Raw genomic sequence first — 21,512 nt, 5'->3', positions numbered from 1 at the left:
AGGTGACGATTCCCCTGGTGGTCGGCGTCGACGGGTCCGAGGCGAGCCTGGAGGCGGTGGACTGGGCAGCCGGGGAGGCGGCCCGGCACGGGGTGCCGCTCCACCTGCTGCACGCCGCGGCGCCGGACGACGAGGGGACCGAGGTGATCAGAGCCGCCTCGGAACGCGCCGGGAACGCGGCTCCCGGCGTGCGGCTGACGAGCGAGGTGCGGCACGGGGACGCGGCCGCCGCCCTCGTCGGCACGGCGCACGACGCCTTCGCCCTGGTCCTGGGGTCCCGAGGACTCGGGGACCTCACCGGGCTGCTCCTGGGCTCGGTGGGTCTGGCCGTGGCCGCCCGCGCCGACTGCCCGGTCGTCGTCGTGCGGGGTGCGGCGGAGCACCGCGGCAGCCGGTTCGGGAGCGTCGTCGTCGGCGTCGAGGACGGGGAGGGTAGCCGTACGGCCGTGGACTTCGCCTTCCGCGAGGCGCACGTGCGGCGCTGCCGGCTGGTGGCGGTGCACGCCTGGACCGTCCCGGTCGGGAGCCCGCTGCCGCCGGGCCTGTCCGGATTCGCCCTCCAGGCCCTCCAGCGCCCGCCTGCGCAGGTGCTGGCCGAGGCGCTGCACGACCCGGCGGAGCGGTATCAGGGCGTGCCGGTGACCAGCGAGGCGGTCGAGGGCTCCGCGCGACGGGCGCTGCTGAGGGCCGCGGCCGGCGCCGACCTGCTCGTCGTCGGCGCCCGCAGACGGCAGGGGCACATCGGTCTGCAACTGGGGCTGGTCAACCACGCGGTGCTGCATCACGCGCCGTGCCCGATCGCGGTCGTCCCGCGGACCTGACCGCCGCCCGCAACACCGTCAGACCGACGCGGCGGCCCGCCGGCGGCATCCGGGCCGCCCGGTTCCGGCCGCCGTCACCGGGCGTGGGCCAGCAAGGAGCGCAGCACGTCCTCGGCATGGGTCCACAGCAGGGCCCCGCCGGCAGCGGGCAGCAGGTGCCGGGTCGCCGTCGGGATCAGCCGGGCGAGTGATTCCCCCAGATCGGGGGAGTGGACCGGGCTGGTGTCCTGCTGCCCGTACCAGAGGTCGACCGGGACGGTGATGCCGGCGGGATCGAAGGGCCAGCGACTCATCGCCAGGACGGTGTCCCGGGCATAGCCCGCCGGACCCCGGGCGAACGCCTCGTCCATCGCGCGCCGGAAGGCGTGCCGGAAGACCGGGTCGGTGTAGACCGCCCGGTCCGTCTCGGGACTCGTCGTGATGATCAGTTCCCACAGGGCGTCGGCGCCGCCGAACCCCGCGAAGGAGGCCTCGGCGGCGCCGGGACCGGCCGCGACGGCATCGACCATGTCCCTCGCCCGCGGGTTCAGCGAGTGAGCGAAACGCGGGTGGGCGAGTTCGTCGCTGCCGGACACCACGGCCACCGCCCGCACCAGCCGGTGCGCCGCCAGAGCCAGGGCGAACGGCGCCCCCTGCGAGAACCCGACCGCCAGCGGCGCCCGCAGCGTCCGCTCCCGCACGAGGTGGCCGATGTCGACGGCCCAGTCGGTCAGCGTCCGGCCGGGGGCGGGGTCGGAGGCGCCGAGGCCGGGCCGGTCCACGCTGACGAGCCGGACCCCGGCCGCGTCGACGGCGTCACCGCCGAACGCCAGCCGCCTGCTGGTGGCCGCCCCCGGGCACAGCAGCACCGGGGTGCCGTCGGCCGGTCCCCACTCCGCCCAGCCCAGGAGCCTGCCGTCCGGCAGCCGGGTCCGCCCGAGCCGCTCCGGTTCGCGCACGCCGTGATCCATGCTCCGCATTGTGCCGTGCGCCCCGGGCGGGCAGTTGACGCCCTGTCGGGAACGGGAGGCCCGCAGAGCCCGGTCAGGCCGGCTGCAGCAGAAGTGCCTTGATGTCGTGCGGGAGTTGCTCCACCACCGCTTCCAGGTGTCCCGGCGAGACGTGCCCGCGTACGACGGCGGTGACCGTCGCAGCCATGCCGGGCACGTCCTCCGCGGAGACCTTGGCCTCCCGGGCGAAGCGCTCGACGTAGCCCCCGCGGTCGTACTTGACCGGTACCACGCTGGGGTCCCAGCCGTCGTAGTAGGCGCCCCGCAGCAGATCGGGCAGTTGCGCGGCGAAGTGGGCGGCCACGTCGACGGTGACCCGGTCACGGAGGGTGTGCAGCCAGGTGCGAAGGACCCGGTGGGCGAGGTGGCGGTCCTCGGTGCCCAGAGCCTGCGACACCGCTTTCAACCAGATGTTCGCGGTGTGGATGGCGTGCTCGAAGTCGGGATGGTGGGTGGCGGACATGCCTTTCTCCTTCCGGTCGTCGTGCGTCCCCGCGTCGCACGGGGGTGCCGCGCCCGGGCGCTGACCGTGGCTGATGGCTTGTGTCTTCCTGCCCTACGGGCTCCATGCTAGGGCGGACCGAACCGCTCAGCAGCCGCACGCCGTCACGGGCGACCGGTGCCCGGAGCGGGCTTCCGCGGGGCCGGAAATCGTCCGCCGAGGGACGTTCGGCCCTGGGACCGGAGCCCGCCGCCGTCCCATGGTGAGACACGTGACGGGGGAACGGATCGGCGACGGGCTGGAGGCCGCGTCATGAGTACACGGAACCCGCCGCACGCGTCCGGCCCGCTCCCGCCCGGCCAGGAGCACGCGGCGAAGGGGACGAACCCGCTGCGGCGCACGTCCGACCGCGTCGAGGCCTGGCTGCGGGGCGTTCTGATGCTCCTCCTCGCCGTCGGCCTGCCGGTGGCCGCGCTCAGTGCGGGGACGACGGCGTACGAGTCGTCGCTGCGCACCGTGCGGGCCCAGGCGGCGGAGCGGCAGGAGGTCACCGCCCGGCTGACCTCGGACACCGACGGCGTCACCACGAACGGGAAGCGGGGGGCGGAGGTCCGCTGGACCGACGCCGACGGCACCGAACGCACCGGAAGCACCCTCGTGGAGCCGGGAACGGCCGAGGGCGCCGCCGTGCGGGTCTGGGTGGACCGGGACGGCGGCCTCACCAGCCCGCCGATGAACGGCTTCGACGCGTCGTTCGCCGGCTGGTTCGTGGGCGGCATGGCGGCGGCCGGGGTGGCGGTCGCCTACGCCGCCGCGCGGGCGGGCGCGTGCCACCTGCTGGACCGGAGACGGTACGCGCAGTGGGCGGCCGAGTGGGACGTCGTCGAGCCCCGGTGGTCCGGGCGCCACCACCGGTGACGGGACGGCGGATCCGGACGCGCAACGGAGGAGGCGACACGGATGTCCGACGCCACGACCACCGACCTGTACGAAGTGACGATGGCCCTGTCCTACCTGCGCGAGGGGATGACCGCCCCCGCGACGTTCAGCCTCTTCGTCCGCGACCTGCCTCCCGAACGCGGCTTCCTGATCGCCGCGGGGCTGGACTCGGCCCTGGAGTACCTGTCCGGCCTGCGCGTCGGCCCGGAGGACGTCGACGCCTTCGCCTCCGCGCTGCACCGCCCGCGAAGGGACCTGGAGCCGCTGCTCGGCCTGGAGTTCACCGGCGACGTGCGGGCGGTGCCGGAGGGGCGGGTCGTGCTCGCGGGGGAGCCCCTGCTGGAGGTGACCGCGCCCCTCCCGCAGGCGCAGCTGGCCGAGACCTACGTGCTCAACCAGCTCAGCCACCAGACGGCGATCGCCTCGAAGGCCGCACGCTGCGTGCTGGCGGCGGCGGGGCGTCCGGTCGTGGACTTCTCCCTGCGGCGCACCCACGGCCCGCAGGCCGGTTTCCAGGCCGCACGCCTGGGCGCGCTGGCCGGCTTCGCCGGGACCAGCAACGTGGCCGCTGCCACCACCCTGGGCCTGCCCGCCGTCGGCACGATGGCGCACTCGTACGTGGAGGCGTTCGCCTCGGAGGAGGACGCCTTCCGTGCCTTCGCACGGTCGCATCCCGGGCCGGTGACCTTCCTGGTGGACACCTACGACACGGAGCGGGGCGTCCGTGTCGCGGCGCGTGTCCTGAAGGACCTGGACCGCGGGCCCGGCTCGGCCGTACGGCTGGACAGCGGCGACCTCGGGGCGCTGGCGGCACGGGCTCGGTCCGTCCTCGACGACGCGGGCCTGCCGGACGTACGGATCACCGTGAGCGGCGGTCTAGACGAGTACGCGGTGGACGAACTGGTCCGCTCCGGGGCACCGATCGACACGTACGCCGTCGGCACCCGCGTCGGCGTCTCGGCCGACGCACCGTTTCTCGACTCGGCGTACAAGATGGTGGAGTACGACGGCCAGCCGGTGATGAAGCTGTCGTCGGCGAAGGTCACGGCACCCGGCCGCAAGCAGGTGTTCCGCCGTCCCGGATACGCCGACGTGACGGCCCTGGCCGAGGAGGAGCCCCCCGACGGCGGCAGGCCGCTGCTGGAGACGGTGATGCGGGGCGGGCGGCGCACCGGCGGCAGGCCCACCCTCGACGAGTGCCGTCGGCGCTGCGCGGCGGAGCTGGCCGCACTGCCCGCGCCGGCCCGGCGGATCCGGGCGCCCGTCGCGCCCCGGGCGGTGCCCTCCGGGCGGCTGAGCGCACTCGCCGACCACGTCCGGCACCGCATCGAGGAACGGACGGCATGAGGTGCCGTCAGGGCGGATTCCCGCTCCCGCGCCCTGTCCCGGGCGTGCCCGGTGCACCGCGCACGGCCCGGGGTGAGGCACCCAGCTCGCGGCGGCAGGCCTTGTTGAAGGCCTGGAGGTCGGGAATGCCCACCGAGGCGGCGATCGCGGAGATGGAGAGGGTGGACTCGCGCAGCAGATGGCGGGCGCGTTCCAGGCGGCGCTGCCGGATGTAGCCGACGACCGTGTCGCCGGTCGCCGCGCGGAACAGCCGGGTGAGGTGATTGTGGGAGACCCCGGCGGCGCGGGCCACGTCCGGGACCGTGAGCGGGTCGGCGAGCCGGGACTCGATGTGGGAGATCGCGGCGGTGACGGCGGGGTGCGCGCCGTCCGCGTGACCCTGCGGAGCGGGCGGGGCGAGGTGGGCGACGCGCCACAGGACGGCCCAGACCTCGGCCGCGGCCCGGACCGGTGTGCTCGGCCAGGCGGTGACGGCCTGGAGCATCAGGGCGGACAGCGCGGGCAGTTGCGGGCCCGCGTCCTGCATCACCGGCACCGTGCGGGGTTCGCCGGTGGCGGGCAGCCGGAGATGGGCGTACAGGTGCTCCGAGCGGCCCCGGTAGCGGTACCGGACGGTCGTGGCGGGCGGTACGAGACTGACCCGGCCTGGGCGGACGCTGTGGTGCGTGCCGTCGACGGTGAGGTCCGCCTCGTACCGGTACAGATGCAGCTGCCACAGGTCCGGCAGGCGGAACACGTCCGTGTGCCCGGCCGGGCCGTGGACTCCGACGCCGACGTTCGCCACGACGGGCGGCTCGTCCAGACGCACCACGGCCTCACGCATGGTGAAAACCTACCAGTGGTGGGTGAGCCTGGCCCACGCACCGGACGCGGTCGCCTCCCTACCGTGGTGGCCATGACGACACCCCGAGAGCACCTGCTCAGCTCGGTGCGGATGGCGCACTTCGTCGCCCACGGCTCGCTGCGCATGGACGCCGTGGTGCCCGCGGAGATGAACGCCGAGGCCGTCGAGGTCTTCGACACAGGCATCCCACCGGTGCCGTACGGCACGCCGGTCCCCGACGCCTACCCCGCGGGATCCTTCCCGCGGCGCCTGGTCGAACTGCCCGCGATAGCGGGCGCCCTGCGCAGTCTCGTCGGACCCGATCCCCACGTCGACCACCACTTCGTGCACGTCCGGGAGCCGCACGAGGGCGGTGCGCAGCCGCTGCACGGGGACGCCGTCATCGACGTGCGGCCCGACGCGTTCGACGTGCAGCTCATGTACTACCCGCAGGACGTGACGCTGGAGATGGGCGGCACCCTCAGCGTGCCCGGCAGTCATCTGCGGCGTACGAACGAGAGCGACACCGGCCGCTACCAGAACCTGCGCGGCCAGAGCCGGCTGGTCTGCCCGGCGGGCACCGTGGTGTTTCTGCACCACGGACTGTGGCACGGCGGCCGACGCAACGACAGCGCGGTACGCCGCTACATGTTCAAGATCCGTTTCAATCCGACGGTGCGCCAGCGGCGGTTGTGGGACACCTCGGACCTGGCGGACCCGCGTGTGGCGCGGGAGCTGAACACCCTCTTCCCCTGGTACGAGGCCGCGACGGGACGCCTGGAGCTGTACAACCGCGTCCTGCTGTGGCGGGCGCTGACCGGTGACGAGGACTTCGACCTCGACCACTGGGTCACCCGCGTCTCCAACCGGCCGCAGGAGGTCCCCGCATGAGCACGCTCACCCCCGCCCCGGCCGGCGCCGCGCTCCGCCAGCAGGTGCTGGTGCTGTACCTGGACTCGTCGGCCCTGGACGCCCCGGTCGTCGGCTGGTCGCTCTACGACGGCACCGGCCGCACGTCCCCCACCACGGGCGACAGCGACGAGCCTCCCTACGGGACGGGCCTGGCCGCCCTGCGCGACGGCTGGCGCCTGTTCCAGGCGGCCCAGCTCATCCCGCCGTATCCGGGAGCCGAGTACGACGTGTCGTTCCTCAAGCACGAGTTCTTCTTCGAGAAGCTCGTGGACACCGGCGGCGGTGGTCGCGGCACCGGCCCGTGACCACCGCCGGAGGGCTGCTTACGGTCAGGACGCCGTGCCGGTGACCGAACTGCCCGACTTGGTGACCTGGTAGGTGACCTCGGTGCCGCTCCAGAAATGGAACGTCAGCGTCACCGGAGCGCCGTCGCGCAGTGCGCCGAGGAAGCCGGACGTCAGGATGATCCGGCCGCCCGGGTAGTCAGGCGAGAAGGCCCGGTTGAACTCCTGATACGGAGTCCAGTCGGTCTGACCGGCCGGGCTGCCGTCGGCGTACGTGGCCTCCATGGTGGCCAGCCTGTCGCCGCGGAACCGCGTGGGGACGGCGAAGGAGCCGGTGGTTCCGGTCGCGTCCGACAGCACCGCCGGGTCGTAGGTGATGACGTCGATCTGCCAGGGGACGCCCTGGGAGAACCTCGCCTGCAGGGTCGCGTTGACCCCGTAGGCCCGGTCACCGGCCAGCCGGGTGAGTGCGGTCGCCGTCAGCGTGAGCCGGCTGCCGGAGACGGTGTAGTCCCGGCCGGGGACCAGCGGGCTGCCTCCCTGCCGCAAATCCCGGAAGGCGGTGCCGTTCAGGTTCAGGGTGAGCGACCGGGCAGCGATCCCACCGGACTTGGGCAGGTGGACCGCGTCGGCGGACGCGGTGCCGGAGCGGGTCGTCCAGCTGGACTTGATCAGATCCATCATGCCCGGGTCCCGCCACTGCAGGGTGGTGCGGTCGACGAACGAACCGGCGTCCCACAGGGCGGTGGTGACCCCGCTGCGGCGCGCCTGGTGGCCGAAGTCCTCGAAGTACTTCAGTGCCTCGCCCCGGTTCACGGCGTCCGGGCGGGTGTAGTCCGGGTAGCTCAGCAGGCCGTACTCACCGAGGTAGACCGGGACGCCCCGGGCGACGAACAGGTCGCGCATGCGGGCGAAGGCGTCGGTCATGTCCTTCTGCGCGGTGGCGTCGTACCGGGTGCCCCCTGCGATGTTCACGCTGAACGGCCAGTAGCCGTAGTAGTGCACGGTCGCGACCAGGTTGCCGTCCCGCAGCGCGCTCATCGTGGCGGACAGGTCCTCCATGAGGGCCTGGGACGGTGTGCAGCCCTCCGTGGGCAGCACGAGCAGACGATCGCCGTTGCCGCCGCCCGAGGAGCGGACGACCTTGTGGAAGGACGTGTTCAGCTCGCGCAGGAGCTGCTTCTTCTGCGCCTCGGTGGCGTTGTTGAACACCGGCTCGTTGACGCTCTCGAACAGCAGCGTCCGCGGCGCGTCCCGGAACCTGGCGGAGATCTGGGTCCAGGTCGCGTCGAAGCGCGCGAGCACCTCGTCGTGGTCGGTGGGCATGTCCGCGATCCACTGCCACGAGTCGTGGTGGACGTTGAGGACGACGTAGAGCCCTTCGGCGAGCGCCCAGTCGACCACCTGCTCGACGCGGTTCATGAACGCGGCGTCGACGGTGTAGGGGGCGGTGGCGGACTGGTGGTCCTTCCACGTCACCGGGATGCGGACGCTGCGGAAGCCCTTCGCCCGGACGGTGGCGAACAACTCCCGGGTGACCGGCGGGTTGCCCCAGGACGTCTCGTCGGGGATGGCGTCCAGGGTGTTGCCCAAATTCCAGCTGGGCTACATCGCGGCTACGGCGTCCATGGCGGAGGCCGGAACCCGGACCTTCGGCCGCACGGGGTGCGCGGAGGTGTCGGTGGCGGCGAGGGCGGTGCCGCCGGTCATTCCCAGGACGACGAGCAACGTCAGCAGCAGCCCGGCCAGACGTCCGGGGCCGCGGCTGCGGTGGTGCGGGTGCCGTAAGTCCTTCACGGGCCGTTCCCTTCGGTGGGTGGGGCGTGCGGTTGGGCGTGAACGGACCGAGCGTCGAAGCGCTTCACTCACCGGGTGAAGTTAGTGGAGGTGTTACCGGCGGAACAAGGGCTGCGACAGCAGGAGAGGATGGTGTCACCGGATACGGCCGGCGGCCTGTCGGGCCGGTGACGCTGTCGATGCGCTTCGATAGCGGGAGAGGCGCCGACAGGCAGCGGCGGTGGAGGGGCATGCCGCGGCCGTGCGGGCCGCCTCCCCATGCGCCGGGAACAGGGCACAGTGGACCCATGGAGGAACGAGGACTGGAGCCCGACGGAACGATCGCACGCGAAGGCGCTCTCGACCGGGTGCCGGCGGCCTTCGTGCCCGTCGTCGACGCGGCACGCGCCCACATCACCGCGGAGTTCGGCACAACGCGCCTGCACAGCGCGTACCTCTACGGCAGCATCCCCCGCGGGACCGCCCTCCCCGGAGTCTCCGACCTCGACCTTCAACTCGCCCTCCACGACGAGCCCACGGCGGCCGATCGCGCCGGCGCCGACGCGATCGAGGCCGCACTCGACAGCGCTTTCCCGCAGATCGACGGCGTCGGGATCCTGCTGACCAGCGTGCGGCTTCTGCTCAGCGAAGCCGAGCTCCACGACGGCGGATTCTTCACCGCCTGCCTCTGCACCTCGCTGCTGGGTCCTGACCTCGCGCGCGAACTGCCCCGTTACCGCCCCACATCCCTGCTCGCGCGGGAGACCAACGGCGACCTCGCCCGTGTGCTGCCGCGCTGGCGTGCCAAGGTGGCCGAAGCCGCCACGGACGCCGATCGCCGGATCCTGAGCCGTGCCGTGGGCCGTCGTCTCGTCCGTACGGGATTCACTCTGGTCATGCCCCGGTGGGGCGGCTGGACCAGCGACCTGGACCGGTCCGCGGAGATCTTCGGCCGCTACCATCCCGAGCGCGCCGCGCAGATGCGTGTCGCCGCGGCCGTCGGTCGTACGCCCTCACCCGAACCGGCGGTGCTCGCCATGCTGGTCGACGACCTCGGGCCCTGGCTCGCGGCCGAGTACGCAGCCGTGCACGGGGAGAAGGCGGAGAAGGCCCCACCCGTCCGTGCCCCGTCATGAAGGCGTCGCGTCCTCCTCCGCCGTCGCGGCGCCGGCCGTCGTGGGGCGGCGTACGACCAGCTTGCTCACCTCGTACGACATCTCGGTCGTCCGCGGCTCGGGCGGAGGGTGGTAACGCCCGGCGCACACCGAGAGGTTGACGATGAGGTAGGCGTGCCAGCCGCGGCCCACGCCCCGTCCGTCGGCGAAGACGCGCGTGCCGTTCAGCCACCACTCCACCGAGCGGGCGCCGAACACGGTGCGCAGGTCGATCCACGCTCCGGGGCCGACCACGTCGTCGTGGTGGTAGCGGTTCGTGCCGCGCACGTGATTGGTGAATTCGAGCAGGTCCGGGTTGTCCGGGTGGTACTCGAAGACGTCGATCTCCTGATCGCCGTCCCGCCAGGTCCAGATCGCCGGCCAGGCGCCGATCTCCCTCGGCAGCCGCACCCGCGCCTCCAGCACGTCCCCGGGGCGGACGGTGAACCCCTCCTCGCTGCCCTCGGTGGTGAGCAGCCCGGTGTTCCACCGCCCGTCCTGCCGTCGCCTGGCCCGGAAGACGCCCGAGCGGCTGTACGCGGCGTCGGCCACCAGGTAGTCCAGCTTGTCGTCGCGCGGATTGACCGGGCCCCCGCCGGGATAGGCCCACGAACGGCCCGCGACCCACTGCGTGGTGGAGGCGAAGTCGGCCGTGAAGACGACGGGGGAGGAGCGCGGGCGGCCGTGAGCGGAGGGAGGGCCGGACGGCAGGGGTTCGGTCATGCCGGATGTCTCACCGGCTGATGGCCGGGTATGCGCCCGATCATGTCTTTACGGCAGCTTTGACCCTTTCGGGTGAACGGTGCAGGTCACGGTACCCAGGCGCCGATGGTCCCGGTCGGTCCGATGCCGGGTGTCGCGGCCCGGTGAGGCAGGGGCTATGTCCTCTTACCGGCCCATAAACCGCAGGGGGTTGATTGTCACTGCTTCGAAGGAAGGATCTCGCTCCGCCCGGTGGACGGGGTCCGCCCGGGGTTAGCTTTCTGCAGGTAGGCGGATCGCCGCGATCCCTCTCGATGCCCACTCCTCCCTGGCTCCCGGTCGGCGTGCTCATGTGTGCCGGACGCCCCGTCGTGCAAGGAGAAACTCCCCCCGATGACCGTCGACAGCAGCCCGGAAGCCCGGACCACCCCCGAGGCGCCGCAGCAGTCCCTCGGTACCGCCGCCGCCCGCAACCTCGCCACCACCACCAAGTCCGCCCCGCAGATGCAGGAGATCACCTCCCGCTGGCTGCTGCGCATGCTGCCCTGGGTCGAGGCCGACGGCGGCGCCTACCGGGTCAACCGGCGGTTGCGGCACACCCTCGGCGACGGGCGGATCGAGTTCGTCCAGGAGGGCGCCACGGTCCGGGTGATCCCCGGGGAACTCGCTGAACTGGCCCTTCTGCGCGGGTTCGAGGACGGGGACGTCCTCAAAGCCCTGGCCGGCCGCTGCACGCAGCGCGACTTCGCGGCGGGCGACGTCCTCGCCGAGCGCGGCAGCCCCGCGGACCGGATCCACCTGATCGCCCACGGGCGGGTACGCCAGACCACCGAAGGCAAATACGGCGGGGAGATCGCCGTCGCGGTGCTCGCGGACGGCGCCCACTTCGGTGAGAACGCGCTGCTGGATCCCGACGCGCGCCACGACGTCACGGTCACCGCCGAGACCCCCGGCACCCTCCTCACGCTCTCCCGCTCCGACTTCGCCGCCGTCCGCGCCTGCGCGCCCGGCCTCCAGGCGCACCTCGACGCGTACGGCTCGCGCACCCGGCAGCGGCAGAACAAGCACGGCGAGGCCGAGATCGCCCTCTCGGCCGGCCACACCGGCGAGGCCGAACTGCCGGGCACCTTCGTCGACTACGACCTCGAGCCGCGCGAGTACGAACTCTCCGTCGCCCAGACCGTGCTGCGGATCCACACCCGGGTCGCCGACCTCTACAACGGCCCGATGGACCAGACCGAGGAGCAACTCAGGCTCACCATCGAGGCGTTGCGCGAGCGCCAGGAGCACGAGCTGATCAACAACCGCGAGTTCGGGCTGCTGCACAACGCCGACTTCAAGCAGCGCGTCCAGCCCCGCTCCGGCCCGCCGACCCCGGACGACATGGACGACCTGCTCTGCCGCCGGCGCGGCACCAAGCTGTTCCTCGCCCACCCCAGGACCATCGCCGCCATCGGGCGCGGATTCAACGCCTGCGGTCTGTACCCCGACCACGTCGACCTCGGCGGGCAGTCCGTCCCCGCCTGGCGCGGTGTCCCCATCCTGCCCTGCAACAAGATCCCGATCAGCAAGGAGCAGACCAGCTCCATCATCGCGATGCGCACCGGCGAGGAGAACCAGGGCGTCATCGGCCTGCGGCAGACCGGGCTGCCCGACGAGTACGAACCAGGGCTCTCCGTGCGCTTCACGGGCATCAACGAGCAGGCGATCCTCTCCTACCTCGTCACCACCTACTACTCCGCCGCGGTGCTCCTACCCGACGCCCTCGGCGTGATGGAGAACGTGCAGATCGCCCCCAGGCCGCACTGACGCCCTCACACGCGCGGCGGGTCCGCGCCCGTCACCCACCCCCCACGCACGCAACGGAGCGCCGACTCCGCCGCAGCAGCAAGGAGCCGCCGATGCCCCACGCCGGGCCCCTCGGACCACGTCCCCCCGAACGGCGGCCGACGCCGCCCCCCGCCGCGCCGCCTGCTCCCACTCCGCCGGCCCCCGGCCAACCGGTCACACCGACGGCCCGGCACTTCCTGGCCGCACTGCATCCGCCGGTCACCATCCCCGACCCGCCACCCGCCCCGACGCCCGACGGCGCCGTACCGGCACCACCTGCCCCGACGCCCGACGGCGCCGTACCGGCACCACCTGCCCCGACGCCCGACGGCGCCGTACCGGACACGCCCGACGCGACCACGGCCGCCCTCCGGCGGATCCTGCGCGGACCCACCGGACTGGGCACGGAGTCCCTCTCCCCGGCCCGCGCCCTCGCACCCCCGCTCCCGGACCCGGCGCCCGAGGCCCCCGCCCGGCCCGCCGCCGGGCGGGCCGTCCCCGGCCTGTACCACCACCCGGTCCCGGAGCCCGATCCCGTACGCGTCGAGGAGGTGAGCCGCCGCATCAAGCGCTGGGCCGAGGACGAGGTGCGGCTCTATCCCGAGGAATGGGAGGGACAGTTCGACGGCTTCTCCTTCGGCCGCTACATGGTCGCCTGCCATCCCGACGCCCCCACCGCCGACCATCTGATGCTCGCCACCCGGCTGATGGTCGCGGAGAACGCGCTGGACGACTGCTACTGCGAGGACCACGGCGGATCACCCGTCGGGCTCGGCGGGCGCCTGCTCCTCGCCCACACCGCCCTCGACCACCTCCACACCACCGCCGAGTACGCGCCGGCCTGGCAGAAGTCGCTCGGTTCGGACGCCCCGCGCCGGGCGTACCGCAGCGCGATGGACTACTTCGTCCGCGCGGCCACGCCGTCCCAGGCCGACCGCTACCGGCACGACATGGCCCGGCTGCACCTGGGCTACCTCGCCGAGGCCGCCTGGGCGCAGACCGGTCACGTGCCGGAGGTGTGGGAGTACCTGGCGATGCGCCAGTTCAACAACTTCCGCCCCTGCCCCACGATCACCGACACCGTCGGCGGCTACGAACTGCCCGCGGACCTGCACGCCCGGCCCGACATGCAGCGGGTCATCGCGCTCGCCGGCAACGCGACCACCATCGTCAACGACCTCTACTCGTACACCAAGGAACTCGACAGCCCGGGCCGCCACCTGAACCTGCCGGTGGTGATCGCGGAACGCGAGCGGCTCTGCGAGCGCGACGCGTACCTGAAGGCCGTCGAGGTCCACAACGAACTCATGCACGCCTTCGAGGCCGCCGCGGCCGACCTCGCGGCGGCCTGCCCCCTGCCCCCGGTGCTGCGCTTCCTCAAGGGCGTGGCCGCCTGGGTCGACGGCAACCACGACTGGCACCGCACCAACACCTACCGCTACAGCCTGCCCGACTTCTGGTAAGGAACGGACATCTCTGTGACCGCTGAAACGACCTCCACCGTCACCGCGAAGATCCCGGCCCCCGCGACGCCGTACCAGCGGGACATCGCCCGTTACTGGAACAACGAGGCCCGGCCGGTCAATCTCCGCCTCGGTGACGTGGACGGGCTCTACCACCACCACTACGGCATCGGCGCCGTGGACCACGCCGCGCTCGGCGACCCGGCGCACAGCGAGTACGAGAAGAAGCTCATCGCGGAGCTGCACCGGCTGGAGTCGGCCCAGGCGGAGTTCCTCCTCGACCACCTCGGCCCGGTCGGGCCCGACGACACCCTCGTCGACGCGGGCTGCGGGCGCGGCGGCTCCATGGTCATGGCGCACCGCCGCTTCGGCTGCAGGGTCGAGGGCGTGACCCTGTCCGCCGCCCAGGCCGACTTCGGCAACCGGCGCGCACGGGAACTGCGGATCGAGGACCACGTCCGGTCCCGGGTGTGCAACATGCTCGACACGGCCCTGGAGAAGGGCAGCGTCACCGCCTCGTGGAACAACGAGTCGACCATGTACGTCGACCTCCACGACCTGTTCGCCGAGCACGCCCGCTTCCTGAAGGTGGGCGGCCGGTACGTGACGATCACCGGCTGCTGGAACCCCCGCTACGGCCAGCCGTCCAAGTGGGTCTCCCAGATCAACGCCCACTTCGAGTGCAACATCCACTCCCGCCGTGAGTATCTGCGCGCCATGGCCGACAACCGGCTCGTGCCGCAGACCGTCATCGACCTCACCCCGGACACCCTGCCCTACTGGGAACTGCGGGCCACCTCCTCGCTGGTCACCGGGATCGAGGAGGCGTTCATCGAGTCGTACCGGGACGGCTCCTTCCAGTACGTCCTGATCGCGGCCGACCGCGTGTGAGCGCCGCCTCGCGGGGCGGGGGAGTGCCGGGACCTCACCGGCCGTCCCCGCCCCGCGAGGCGCACCTCCGCTCACCCGGCCCCGTCCTCCGGACGGCGCCGGGTGGCGAACGGCTCCGGCCGCGCGCCCGGGGTCAGCTCCTCAGGTGGGTGACCACCGCCGCCATCGCCCGGCGCAGGGCCGGGACGGTGTCCTCGGGCGGGTCGATCGTCTCGAAGGCGTGATGACCGCGGGGCAGGTCGACCACTTCCAGCCGCGCCGCACAGGCCTCGGCCGCGGTGACGAACGCCTCGACGGTGGCGGCGATCTCGGGTGACTCCAGCCCGGCGCGCAGCAGGACGAGGGGCAGCGAGCCCGCGCCGGCGACGGCCCGGGCCGGGTGGAACCGGCTGCCGGCCAGACCCCAGTTGGGCAGCGGCGCCAGGATGGGGTAGGAGGCGGCCACGCAGCGCAGCCAGGCCGGGGGTTCGGCCAGCCAGTCCGCGGACAGCGGACCGCCGCCGGAGAAGAACCACAGGGCGACCCGGTCGCCGTCCACCCGGGGATCGGCCCGCACCAGGTCCACCGCCGCGGCGACGTCCGCGGCGGCGCGTTCATAGTCGGCGACGTCGTGCAGGCGATGGTCGAGGGTCGCGCCGGCCACGCCCTCGGCGGCCGCCAGACGCGCGTGTCCCACCAGGGTCGGCCACTCGCGGGGTGTGGGACGGGCCCCGGCGGGCACCGGGCCGCCGTGGACGAACACCACGGCCGGCAGCGGCTCTTCGGAGTCGGGAACGTACAGGTCGACGTGTCCCCTGCGGTCTCGGGGCAGCTCGGGAACGTCCACCGGGAAGGGGCGCAGATGGGTGGGGGTCGCGCCGCTCCCGGCCGGTCGCAGACGGTGTCCCTCGCCGGCCGACGCGCGCAGCAGGACGTCCGCCAGTGCGGCCGGGCAGGACAGCATCGGCCAGTGCCCGGTGGGCAGTTCGAAGAAACCGACCTGAGGTTCGGCGAGCACCGCCAGCGCCGGGTCCCCGAGGTCGACGAGCTGTTGCACCAGGTCGATACCGGCGCCGTTGCGGGTGCACAGCACGCCCGTGACGGACACCGCGGTCGCCGCTCCGGTCAACCGCAGCGGCTGCACCAGGGTGCCCATCGGCTGCGGCGCGGCCAGGGCGGTCAACCGGTCCAGCGCCGCGTCGGGGACACCGGCGGTACTGCCCCAGCGCGCCCACTCGTCCCGGGCAGGCGGCGCCAGTTCACCTTCCCGCCCCGTGAGCCGGGCCCGCTCGGCCAGCTGCCCGCGCAGTTCCTGGTCCGGAACGGCGGCCAGCGCCGGTACCCCGTTCCGCGGCATCGCGCAGTCCAGATACACGATGCGGGCGACGCGCCGTGCGCGCCGGTCCGCGGCTCCGAGTGCGGGGTGGATGCCGTAGTCGTGCCCGACGAGCACGATCTCGTGTCCGGGGTCCACCGCGTCGATCGCCGCGATCACGTCCTGGACGTGCGTCTCCAGATCGACGGGCGGCGACCCGGCGGCCGCGGCCGCGTCGAGTCCCGTCAGCGCCACCGCGTGCACCTGCACCCCACTGCCCGCCTCGGCCAGCCGGGCGGCCGTCTCCCGCCAGACGTGGGCGCCGGTGAACAGACCCGCCACCATGATGAACACCGTCATGGATCACTCCTCCCCGAGTACGCATGACGCCGCGCCGTTCGCGTACGCCATGGTCCGCGGACGGGGCCTGCGCCCGGTCCGCGCGCCGGTACCGTAGGAACTCCCCCGGAGGGAGGTTCAACTGTCCACGTCACCTGAGCAGTTCTGGAGCATCGGTGAACTCGCCGAGCGCGCGGGCGTCACCGTCAAGACCGTCCGCTTCTATTCCGACCGGGGCCTGCTGCCCGAGTCCGCCCGCAGCGGCGGCGGGCATCGCCGCTACGGTCCCCGGGCGCTGGAGCGGCTGAGGCTGATCCGCTCCCTGCGCGGACTCGACCTGTCGCTGGCCGAGGTGCGCCGGGTCGTCGAGGACGGGGACGCGGCGGGCCGCGTGCTGGAGGACGCCGTCGCGGGCCGCCTGCGCGAGCTGGGCAGTGAGATGAGGGCCATGCGCTGGCGGGAGGCGGCGCTGCGGCTGGTCGGCGAGTGCCCGCCCGCGGAGCGGGCCGGCCGGCTGCGGCTGCTCGCTGCCGTGAGCACCCCGCCGAGCACGGCCCCGCTGGCCCGTTTCTGGCGCGCCTGGCTGCCGGCGCGGATGCCGGCCCGGGCGACGACGGCGTTCCTGGAGGCGGCCGTCCCGCAGCCGCCCGACGAGCCGTCCCCGACCCAGGTCCTCGCGTTCGCCCGGCTCCACGCGATGACGACGGCCCCCTGCCCGGACGGCCGGCAGCCCCAGCCGGCGGTGCACCGGGTGGCCGGAGCCCGCGGCGCGGCCGTGCTGTACGCGGGACTGGCCGAGGCGTTCGAACTCGCCGCGCCGCAACTGCGCCGGGGACGCGACCCGTACCCGGGGGAGGCGCTGGACGCCTATGTCGCGGCGTACGCGAGCGCCCACGGCAGCCGGGACACCCGCGACTTCCGCCGCTCACTGGCCACGCAGCTCGCGGCCGACCCGCGCCTGGACCGGTACTGGGAGCTGACGGCCGAGGTCCTCACCCCACCGGCCGGCCCCCCGGAGCCGACCCCGGGCTCCGCGGACGACTGGCTGCGCGGGGCGCTGGCGAGGGACAACGCGGAAGTGGCGTGACGCCTTATCCGTCCCGACAACCTGCCCCTCCACGGAGGGAGTTGACGACACCCGTATGGTGGAGGAGAAGCGCATCGATGCCCGCCCTGTGCTGTGAGCCGGGCGGCCGGACGGGGGAAGAAAGGTGCGTGCCCGATGACCGTCGGGCTCCTCTCCTCGATCGCTGCCCTGTGCTACGGCGGCACCGTCTCGATTCTCGCTCTGACCGCGACCTTCGCCCGGCGGCGCACGCTCCGGCGTGAAGCGCGCAGCACCCTTGCCGTCCTGGTGCGGGGGAGGGAGGCGGAGTCGCGGCAGGCTGACGGGGCGGCAGCCGGCGTGGACGGCTGAGGGAGCGTGGGGTGACCGGGCCGGCCGCCGGGGCGGATCGTCGTGATGGTTCTGTGACGGTGCGCAGTCGGGTGCCGGACGCGATCGGGGGTACCTGCGTCGCCATGGCACCCGAAACCGATCACACCGAGTCCGTACGAGCCCTGCGCCAGCTCCGCCGGATGCGTACCTTCTACGCCGGGGGCGCCGTCCTGTGGGCGGCTTCGGCCGCGACGTCGGGATGGGGCGACCCCGGAAGCCGGCAGATGTGGGTGTCGGTGGCGCTCCTGGCGGTCTTCGCCGCTCTGCTGGCCGTGACGTCCTGGTGGGTGTGGCGTCAGCAGCCCGCCGGACCGGCGGCACCCGGGCGTCACGCGGCACCGCGGAAGATGGCCGGGCGCCAGCAGGCCAGCGCCTGAGCCGGCAAGCGGACACCTTTGTTAGTCAAGTTTGACTAGGCTGTCCGGCATGACGGAGACCACCATCCCGATCCTGCCGTGCCGGACCGTCCAGCCCGTTCTCGACTTCTACACCGCCCTCGGCTTCGAGGTGACCTTCCAGCAGCGGAGTCCCCACCCGTACGCGGTCGTGGAACGTGGCGGCATCCAGCTCCACTTCTTCGCGATGAAGCGGTACGAGCCGGCCGAGTCGTACAGCACCTGCTACGTGCGCACCGATGATGTCGACGGGCTGCACGAGGTCTTCCGGGCCGGGCTCAAGGCGGCGTACGGGAGGGTCCCGACGCGTGGGCTGCCGCGCATCGGGCGGCTGACGGACACCTCGCACGGCATGCGGCAGTTCCTGGTGACCGACCCCGGCGGCAACTGCCTCCGCGTCGGGCAGCAGACGAGCCAGAGCGCGCATCACCGGCCCGCACCCGAGGGGACCTTCCCCCGGGCCCTGCACTACTCATCCCTGTTCGCGGACTCCCGAGAGGATCCCGCGGGTGCCGCGAGGATCATCGACCGGGTGCTGCGCGCCGAGGACGAGCAGCCCACGCCCGTGCAGCTGCTCCGGCTCCTCGTGCTGCGCGCGGATGTCGCCGGGCGTCTCGGCGACGAGGAGACCGCGAGGTCCGCCCTCGCCCGGGCCGCCGCCGTCCATCTCACCGAGCGGGAGCGGGAGTCGGTCCGTGACGACCTGGAGCGTCTCGACGACCTGGCGCGCCCCGACGGGCTGGAGCGTCTCGACGAGCCGGAGCGTCTCGACGAGCTGGGAGGCTGAGGCGCACGTGCGGGTGCCGGCCGCGAACCTGGCGTCCGGCGGTGGCGAGTTCGGTCCGCCGGGGCCGGGACGGTCGCGCTGAAGCCGCGACCGGCAGGGGACCGGCCCGGCGACGGCGTGAACCAGGCCCGTGTGCGACCAACCGCCCAGCGCACAAAGGTCGTTCAGCAGCCCGAGGAACGGCGCTGTCCGGGGACGTCCGCTTGCGGAGTGGGCGTCCTCGCCTCGGGGGAGCGGACGTCGGCCAGGGTCGTGGCCAGGGCCTGCCAGATGTGGGCCGACAGGTCGAGGTTGCCGGACGTCGTCGCCTGCCGTCCGAGCCGTTGCAGGGCGGCGATGCCCTCGTCGGCGCGGCCCGCCAGGATCATCAACCTGCCGTCGAGAACCGACAGCCGTACCCGGTCGCGGTAGGACAGCCGCAGGTCCTCCTCGGTGAGCAGGGCCCGGGTGAGGGCGCGGGCGTCGTCCAACCGGCCCTGGCAGAAGGCGAGCTGGGCCCTAAGCGCCCGCAGCTCCTGCAACTGGAGCGGGGTGCCGATCAGGTCGAGGACGGAGGCGGCCTCCTCCAGCCAGCGTTCGGCGGCGGCCACCCGGGGCGGTGACATCTGCAGCGCGGCGGCGGTGGCGGCGGCCCGCAACCGGGTCCAGAGGGTCAGATCGTCCTTGCCCTTCAGCAGGCCCAGGGCCGCCTCCAGACGGGCCCAGGCCGTGGTCTCGTCCCCCTGACGGTTGCTCACCACGGCCGCCGTCCACAGCGCTTCGGCCGCCTGCGTGGCGGTGGCCCGGGGCAGCAGCTCCCGCTCCAGCTCCACCACGTGCCGGCCGGCCGTCTCCAGATTGCCCAGCTCCGTCTCGATGCTGATCAGCACCATCAGGGCGGCCAGGGTGTCGGACACGCACAGCTCCGCCGCCCGGGCGATGGACACCGCCTCCTCCGCCGCCGGCTCGGCGGTGCGCATGTCGCCCAGGGCGCGGGCGCAGCGGGCGTAGCGCACACGCGAGCGGACCCGCAGCTCCGGAGCCTCCAGCAGATCGCCCAGCTCGACGAGTTCCAGCAGCCGCGTGCGCTTCAGCTCGTAGTCGCCGTCCCGGCCGGCGGCGCTGCTCAGCAGCCACAGCGCCTGCCAGCGGGCGGCGGGATCCTCGCCCGCGTCCTCCTCCACCGCGCGCAGCAGGGCCGCCGTGTCGTCCGTCCCGGGCGGGGCCGAGGTCACGGCGGCCAGGATCCCCGTCAGGGACCTGCCGTCCGACGGGCCGGTCAGCGCGGACGCGTCGACGCCGAGCCGGCGGGCGAGATAGGCCACGGCACGCTCGGTGGGGGGCCGTTCACCGGACTCCAGACGTGACAGGTATCCCGTCGACATGCCTTCACCGACGAGACCGGCCTGGCTCAGGCCCCGTGCCAGCCGGAGCCTCTTCAGCCGACGGCCGAAATGCGGCTGTTCGAGCATCTCCCCCTCTGTTCCCTGGCGCGATCGAAAGGGTCCCCGCGGCGTCTCCGACTGCCCGGTCGGGCGCGCGGGTTGTCAACACTTTAGGAAGCGCGGCAACGGGCGACAACCCGTTAAACGCAGGTCAACCGGCCCTCGACGAGGCGGTTCCGGACTCCCCGGGGAATGTCTGAATGGCGCCTTTCGCTGCCCGAATACCGCCCGATCGCAAGGGAGTTGACAGGTTGCCGAGGTCACTTGGCAAACCCTTGCCAGAGGGGTTGTCGAGCCTTAATCTCGATGGCACCCCCTTGATGTGATCCCTCTCTTCGTCATGTGGAGGTTTTCGTGCCGCGCAGTTCCCGACCGGGTTCCCGCCGACGGCCGGACGTACGGCCGGCCGGTCCGCCCGGTGGCTCGCCGTCGACACCGGACTCCGAGATCGAATGGCCATGACAACGTTATCCACGGCAGTCAGATGCCGGCCGCCTCGGCGCCGCTTCCTCTGCTCACCCTGACCCACCCGGGAGTCCGGCGCCCCGTCGCCGGCCGGCCCGGGACGACGCGGACACGCGGCCCGGCCACCGGCGAGGTGGTGCGTGCCGTCACCGGACGCTCGTCCACACCCCGGTACAGCGCATCGGTCCGTTCCGCGTCCGCACACCCTTCCCAGCCCCCCACGCGCAGGAAGAAGGACGGTACGTCCGTGGCGACCACGAGTTTCCCCGACGCCTCGCCCCGCAAGAAGAAGACCGCCGCCGCCCCGGCTGCCCCCGCCCGCCGCGACCCGACCGGAAGCGGCGCGCCGGGAACTGCCGCCCCGGCGGGTGCCTGCACCGCCCACGTGTCCCCCGGGGACCTGGTCGTCACGGCCGCGGAACCCGAATTCGCCCGCCAATTCGGCCTGAGTGCCGACGAGATATGCGGGTACGGTCTTGTCGACCTTCTCCGCTCTCCCGCTCCCGCTCGATTGCGGGAACGGTTCACCGCCCTTTCCTCGGGGCGTTGTCGCCGATTCACGGAAAGGGTGACGGGGCGCGACGACACCGGCCGGGAATTCCCGGTGGACGTCACCGCGGTCGCCGTCAGGAATCCCTCCGGTGAGATCGCCGGCGTCGTCGTCTTCCTGCGCCGGCCCGAGGACACGGCGTCCGGCGGGCCCGTGCTCAACGCCCTCGACGCGCAGGTGCTGGAGGGGGTGGCGAGTGGCGAGTCCACGGTGCAGATGGCCTCCCGTCTCTATCTGAGCCGCCAGGGAATCGAGTACCGCGTCGGGCAGATGCTGCGGCGCTTCGACGCGCCCAACCGGCCCGCCCTGGTGGCGCGGGCGCACGCGCTCGGGATGTTCGCCGCGGGTCAGTGGCCCCCGCGCGTCCTCACCGAACGCGTGCGGTAGCGGGGCGGAGAAGGGCTCGCCGAGCCCCGGGCGGCGGCCGTGGCGGTGACACACCGCCAC

The 21,512-nt window shown here is 73.1% G+C and carries 20 protein-coding genes and 1 pseudogene; 14 read left to right on the top strand and 7 right to left on the bottom strand.

Going from position 1 to position 21,512, the window contains the following annotated elements:
• Nucleotides 1-2 precede the first annotated feature (2 nt).
• On the top strand, nt 3-821 hold the full coding sequence (locus tag ABZY20_RS31245) for a universal stress protein (RefSeq protein WP_356445883.1): 819 nt from the start codon (nt 3-5) through the stop codon (nt 819-821).
• 74 nt (nt 822-895) lie between these two features.
• Here ABZY20_RS31245 and ABZY20_RS31240 read toward each other — a convergent pair whose 3' ends face one another.
• Both ABZY20_RS31240 and ABZY20_RS31235 read right to left on the bottom strand, forming a co-directional pair.
• Nucleotides 896-1,771: an alpha/beta hydrolase gene (locus ABZY20_RS31240; protein ID WP_356445881.1), complete on the bottom strand. Its 876-nt coding sequence runs from the start codon at nt 1,769-1,771 to the stop codon at nt 896-898.
• Nucleotides 1,772-1,844: 73 nt separating this feature from the next.
• The gene (locus ABZY20_RS31235; RefSeq protein WP_356445879.1) at nt 1,845-2,273 is read right to left on the bottom strand and encodes a DUF2267 domain-containing protein; all 429 of its coding nucleotides are present in this window, start codon (nt 2,271-2,273) and stop codon (nt 1,845-1,847) included.
• A gap of 291 nt (nt 2,274-2,564) precedes the next feature.
• Between ABZY20_RS31235 and ABZY20_RS31230 the strand changes: the two genes are divergently transcribed.
• Nucleotides 2,565-3,170 carry a hypothetical protein gene (locus tag ABZY20_RS31230; RefSeq protein ID WP_356445877.1) on the top strand — a complete coding sequence of 202 codons (606 nt, stop codon included), beginning with the start codon at nt 2,565-2,567 and terminating at the stop codon, nt 3,168-3,170.
• A gap of 42 nt (nt 3,171-3,212) precedes the next feature.
• A complete protein-coding gene (locus ABZY20_RS31225; RefSeq protein ID WP_356445875.1) occupies nt 3,213-4,538 on the top strand; it encodes a nicotinate phosphoribosyltransferase in 1,326 nt (441 codons plus the stop codon).
• A gap of 7 nt (nt 4,539-4,545) precedes the next feature.
• Here ABZY20_RS31225 and ABZY20_RS31220 read toward each other — a convergent pair whose 3' ends face one another.
• Nucleotides 4,546-5,361 (bottom strand): AraC family transcriptional regulator, encoded by an 816-nt coding sequence (locus ABZY20_RS31220; protein ID WP_356445873.1) that lies wholly within the window; start codon nt 5,359-5,361, stop codon nt 4,546-4,548.
• Between the two features lie 72 nt (nt 5,362-5,433).
• On the opposite strand from ABZY20_RS31220, the gene ABZY20_RS31215 reads away from it, so the two are divergent.
• Entirely contained in the window at nt 5,434-6,252 is an 819-nt protein-coding gene (locus ABZY20_RS31215) for a phytanoyl-CoA dioxygenase family protein (protein WP_356445871.1), read from the top strand.
• Nucleotides 6,249-6,578, top strand: a complete 330-nt coding sequence (locus tag ABZY20_RS31210) for a hypothetical protein (protein ID WP_356445870.1) — start codon at nt 6,249-6,251, stop codon at nt 6,576-6,578. The genes ABZY20_RS31215 and ABZY20_RS31210 overlap by 4 nt, the downstream gene beginning before the upstream one ends.
• A 24-nt stretch (nt 6,579-6,602) precedes the next feature.
• Here ABZY20_RS31210 and ABZY20_RS31205 read toward each other — a convergent pair.
• A pseudogene (locus ABZY20_RS31205) lies at nt 6,603-8,354 on the bottom strand (cellulase family glycosylhydrolase).
• Nucleotides 8,355-8,641: 287 nt separating this feature from the next.
• Here ABZY20_RS31205 and ABZY20_RS31200 point away from each other — a divergent pair.
• Nucleotides 8,642-9,469 (top strand): nucleotidyltransferase, encoded by an 828-nt coding sequence (locus ABZY20_RS31200; RefSeq protein ID WP_356445868.1) that lies wholly within the window; start codon nt 8,642-8,644, stop codon nt 9,467-9,469.
• On the opposite strand, the gene ABZY20_RS31195 is transcribed toward ABZY20_RS31200, so the two are convergent.
• Nucleotides 9,464-10,210 (bottom strand): beta-glucanase, encoded by a 747-nt coding sequence (locus tag ABZY20_RS31195; RefSeq protein WP_356445866.1) that lies wholly within the window; start codon nt 10,208-10,210, stop codon nt 9,464-9,466. The genes ABZY20_RS31200 and ABZY20_RS31195 overlap by 6 nt on opposite strands.
• A gap of 372 nt (nt 10,211-10,582) precedes the next feature.
• Here ABZY20_RS31195 and ABZY20_RS31190 point away from each other — a divergent pair, with 372 nt between their 5' ends.
• From ABZY20_RS31190 to ABZY20_RS31180, 3 genes are all read left to right on the top strand, one after another.
• Complete coding sequence (locus ABZY20_RS31190) at nt 10,583-11,998, top strand: family 2B encapsulin nanocompartment shell protein (RefSeq protein WP_356445864.1); 1,416 nt, start codon at nt 10,583-10,585, stop codon at nt 11,996-11,998.
• Nucleotides 11,999-12,090: 92 nt separating this feature from the next.
• On the top strand, nt 12,091-13,482 hold the full coding sequence (locus tag ABZY20_RS31185) for a family 2 encapsulin nanocompartment cargo protein terpene cyclase (RefSeq protein WP_356445862.1): 1,392 nt from the start codon (nt 12,091-12,093) through the stop codon (nt 13,480-13,482).
• 15 nt (nt 13,483-13,497) lie between these two features.
• On the top strand, nt 13,498-14,373 hold the full coding sequence (locus ABZY20_RS31180) for a geranyl diphosphate 2-C-methyltransferase (RefSeq protein ID WP_356445860.1): 876 nt from the start codon (nt 13,498-13,500) through the stop codon (nt 14,371-14,373).
• 133 nt (nt 14,374-14,506) lie between these two features.
• Here the strand turns inward: ABZY20_RS31180 and ABZY20_RS31175 are convergent, their stop codons facing one another.
• Entirely contained in the window at nt 14,507-16,027 is a 1,521-nt protein-coding gene (locus ABZY20_RS31175; protein ID WP_356445858.1) for an alpha/beta fold hydrolase, read from the bottom strand.
• Nucleotides 16,028-16,148: 121 nt separating this feature from the next.
• Between ABZY20_RS31175 and ABZY20_RS31170 the strand changes: the two genes are divergently transcribed.
• From ABZY20_RS31170 to ABZY20_RS31155, 4 genes are all read left to right on the top strand, one after another.
• Entirely contained in the window at nt 16,149-17,093 is a 945-nt protein-coding gene (locus tag ABZY20_RS31170; RefSeq protein WP_356446050.1) for a MerR family transcriptional regulator, read from the top strand.
• 135 nt (nt 17,094-17,228) lie between these two features.
• A complete protein-coding gene (locus ABZY20_RS31165; protein ID WP_356445857.1) occupies nt 17,229-17,423 on the top strand; it encodes a hypothetical protein in 195 nt (64 codons plus the stop codon).
• 104 nt (nt 17,424-17,527) lie between these two features.
• Nucleotides 17,528-17,821 carry a hypothetical protein gene (locus tag ABZY20_RS31160; RefSeq protein WP_356445855.1) on the top strand — a complete coding sequence of 98 codons (294 nt, stop codon included), beginning with the start codon at nt 17,528-17,530 and terminating at the stop codon, nt 17,819-17,821.
• A 49-nt stretch (nt 17,822-17,870) separates the two neighbouring features.
• Nucleotides 17,871-18,626 (top strand): VOC family protein, encoded by a 756-nt coding sequence (locus tag ABZY20_RS31155; RefSeq protein ID WP_356445854.1) that lies wholly within the window; start codon nt 17,871-17,873, stop codon nt 18,624-18,626.
• Nucleotides 18,627-18,790: 164 nt separating this feature from the next.
• On the opposite strand, the gene ABZY20_RS31150 is transcribed toward ABZY20_RS31155, so the two are convergent.
• A complete protein-coding gene (locus tag ABZY20_RS31150) occupies nt 18,791-20,077 on the bottom strand; it encodes a helix-turn-helix transcriptional regulator (protein ID WP_356445852.1) in 1,287 nt (428 codons plus the stop codon).
• A 313-nt stretch (nt 20,078-20,390) separates the two neighbouring features.
• Here ABZY20_RS31150 and ABZY20_RS31145 point away from each other — a divergent pair, with 313 nt between their 5' ends.
• Nucleotides 20,391-21,452: a PAS domain-containing protein gene (locus ABZY20_RS31145; RefSeq protein WP_356446048.1), complete on the top strand. Its 1,062-nt coding sequence runs from the start codon at nt 20,391-20,393 to the stop codon at nt 21,450-21,452.
• The last annotated feature ends 60 nt before the right edge of the window (nt 21,453-21,512 follow it).

Source organism: Streptomyces sp. NPDC006624 (assembly GCF_040611555.1).
GTDB lineage: Bacteria > Actinomycetota > Actinomycetes > Streptomycetales > Streptomycetaceae > Streptomyces.
Note: the sequence above shows the minus strand (reverse complement) of the source record. Positions and strands in the feature narration are given on the sequence as shown.

What these genes read in the sequence shown, in the direction of transcription:
- ABZY20_RS31155 (WP_356445854.1), top strand. Translation starts at nt 17,871, where the DNA reads ATGACGGAGACCACCATCCCGATCCTGCCGTGCCGGACCGTCCAGCCC.
- ABZY20_RS31210 (WP_356445870.1), top strand. Translation starts at nt 6,249, where the DNA reads ATGAGCACGCTCACCCCCGCCCCGGCCGGCGCCGCGCTCCGCCAGCAG.
- ABZY20_RS31165 (WP_356445857.1), top strand. Translation starts at nt 17,229, where the DNA reads ATGACCGTCGGGCTCCTCTCCTCGATCGCTGCCCTGTGCTACGGCGGC.
- ABZY20_RS31200 (WP_356445868.1), top strand. Translation starts at nt 8,642, where the DNA reads ATGGAGGAACGAGGACTGGAGCCCGACGGAACGATCGCACGCGAAGGC.
- ABZY20_RS31220 (WP_356445873.1), bottom strand. Translation starts at nt 5,361, where the DNA reads ATGCGTGAGGCCGTGGTGCGTCTGGACGAGCCGCCCGTCGTGGCGAAC.
- ABZY20_RS31150 (WP_356445852.1), bottom strand. Translation starts at nt 20,077, where the DNA reads ATGCTCGAACAGCCGCATTTCGGCCGTCGGCTGAAGAGGCTCCGGCTG.
- ABZY20_RS31230 (WP_356445877.1), top strand. Translation starts at nt 2,565, where the DNA reads ATGAGTACACGGAACCCGCCGCACGCGTCCGGCCCGCTCCCGCCCGGC.
- ABZY20_RS31160 (WP_356445855.1), top strand. Translation starts at nt 17,528, where the DNA reads ATGGCACCCGAAACCGATCACACCGAGTCCGTACGAGCCCTGCGCCAG.
- ABZY20_RS31215 (WP_356445871.1), top strand. Translation starts at nt 5,434, where the DNA reads ATGACGACACCCCGAGAGCACCTGCTCAGCTCGGTGCGGATGGCGCAC.
- ABZY20_RS31145 (WP_356446048.1), top strand. Translation starts at nt 20,391, where the DNA reads ATGTGGAGGTTTTCGTGCCGCGCAGTTCCCGACCGGGTTCCCGCCGAC.
- ABZY20_RS31195 (WP_356445866.1), bottom strand. Translation starts at nt 10,210, where the DNA reads ATGACCGAACCCCTGCCGTCCGGCCCTCCCTCCGCTCACGGCCGCCCG.
- ABZY20_RS31190 (WP_356445864.1), top strand. Translation starts at nt 10,583, where the DNA reads ATGACCGTCGACAGCAGCCCGGAAGCCCGGACCACCCCCGAGGCGCCG.
- ABZY20_RS31185 (WP_356445862.1), top strand. Translation starts at nt 12,091, where the DNA reads ATGCCCCACGCCGGGCCCCTCGGACCACGTCCCCCCGAACGGCGGCCG.
- ABZY20_RS31225 (WP_356445875.1), top strand. Translation starts at nt 3,213, where the DNA reads ATGTCCGACGCCACGACCACCGACCTGTACGAAGTGACGATGGCCCTG.
- ABZY20_RS31240 (WP_356445881.1), bottom strand. Translation starts at nt 1,771, where the DNA reads ATGGATCACGGCGTGCGCGAACCGGAGCGGCTCGGGCGGACCCGGCTG.
- ABZY20_RS31235 (WP_356445879.1), bottom strand. Translation starts at nt 2,273, where the DNA reads ATGTCCGCCACCCACCATCCCGACTTCGAGCACGCCATCCACACCGCG.
- ABZY20_RS31175 (WP_356445858.1), bottom strand. Translation starts at nt 16,027, where the DNA reads ATGACGGTGTTCATCATGGTGGCGGGTCTGTTCACCGGCGCCCACGTC.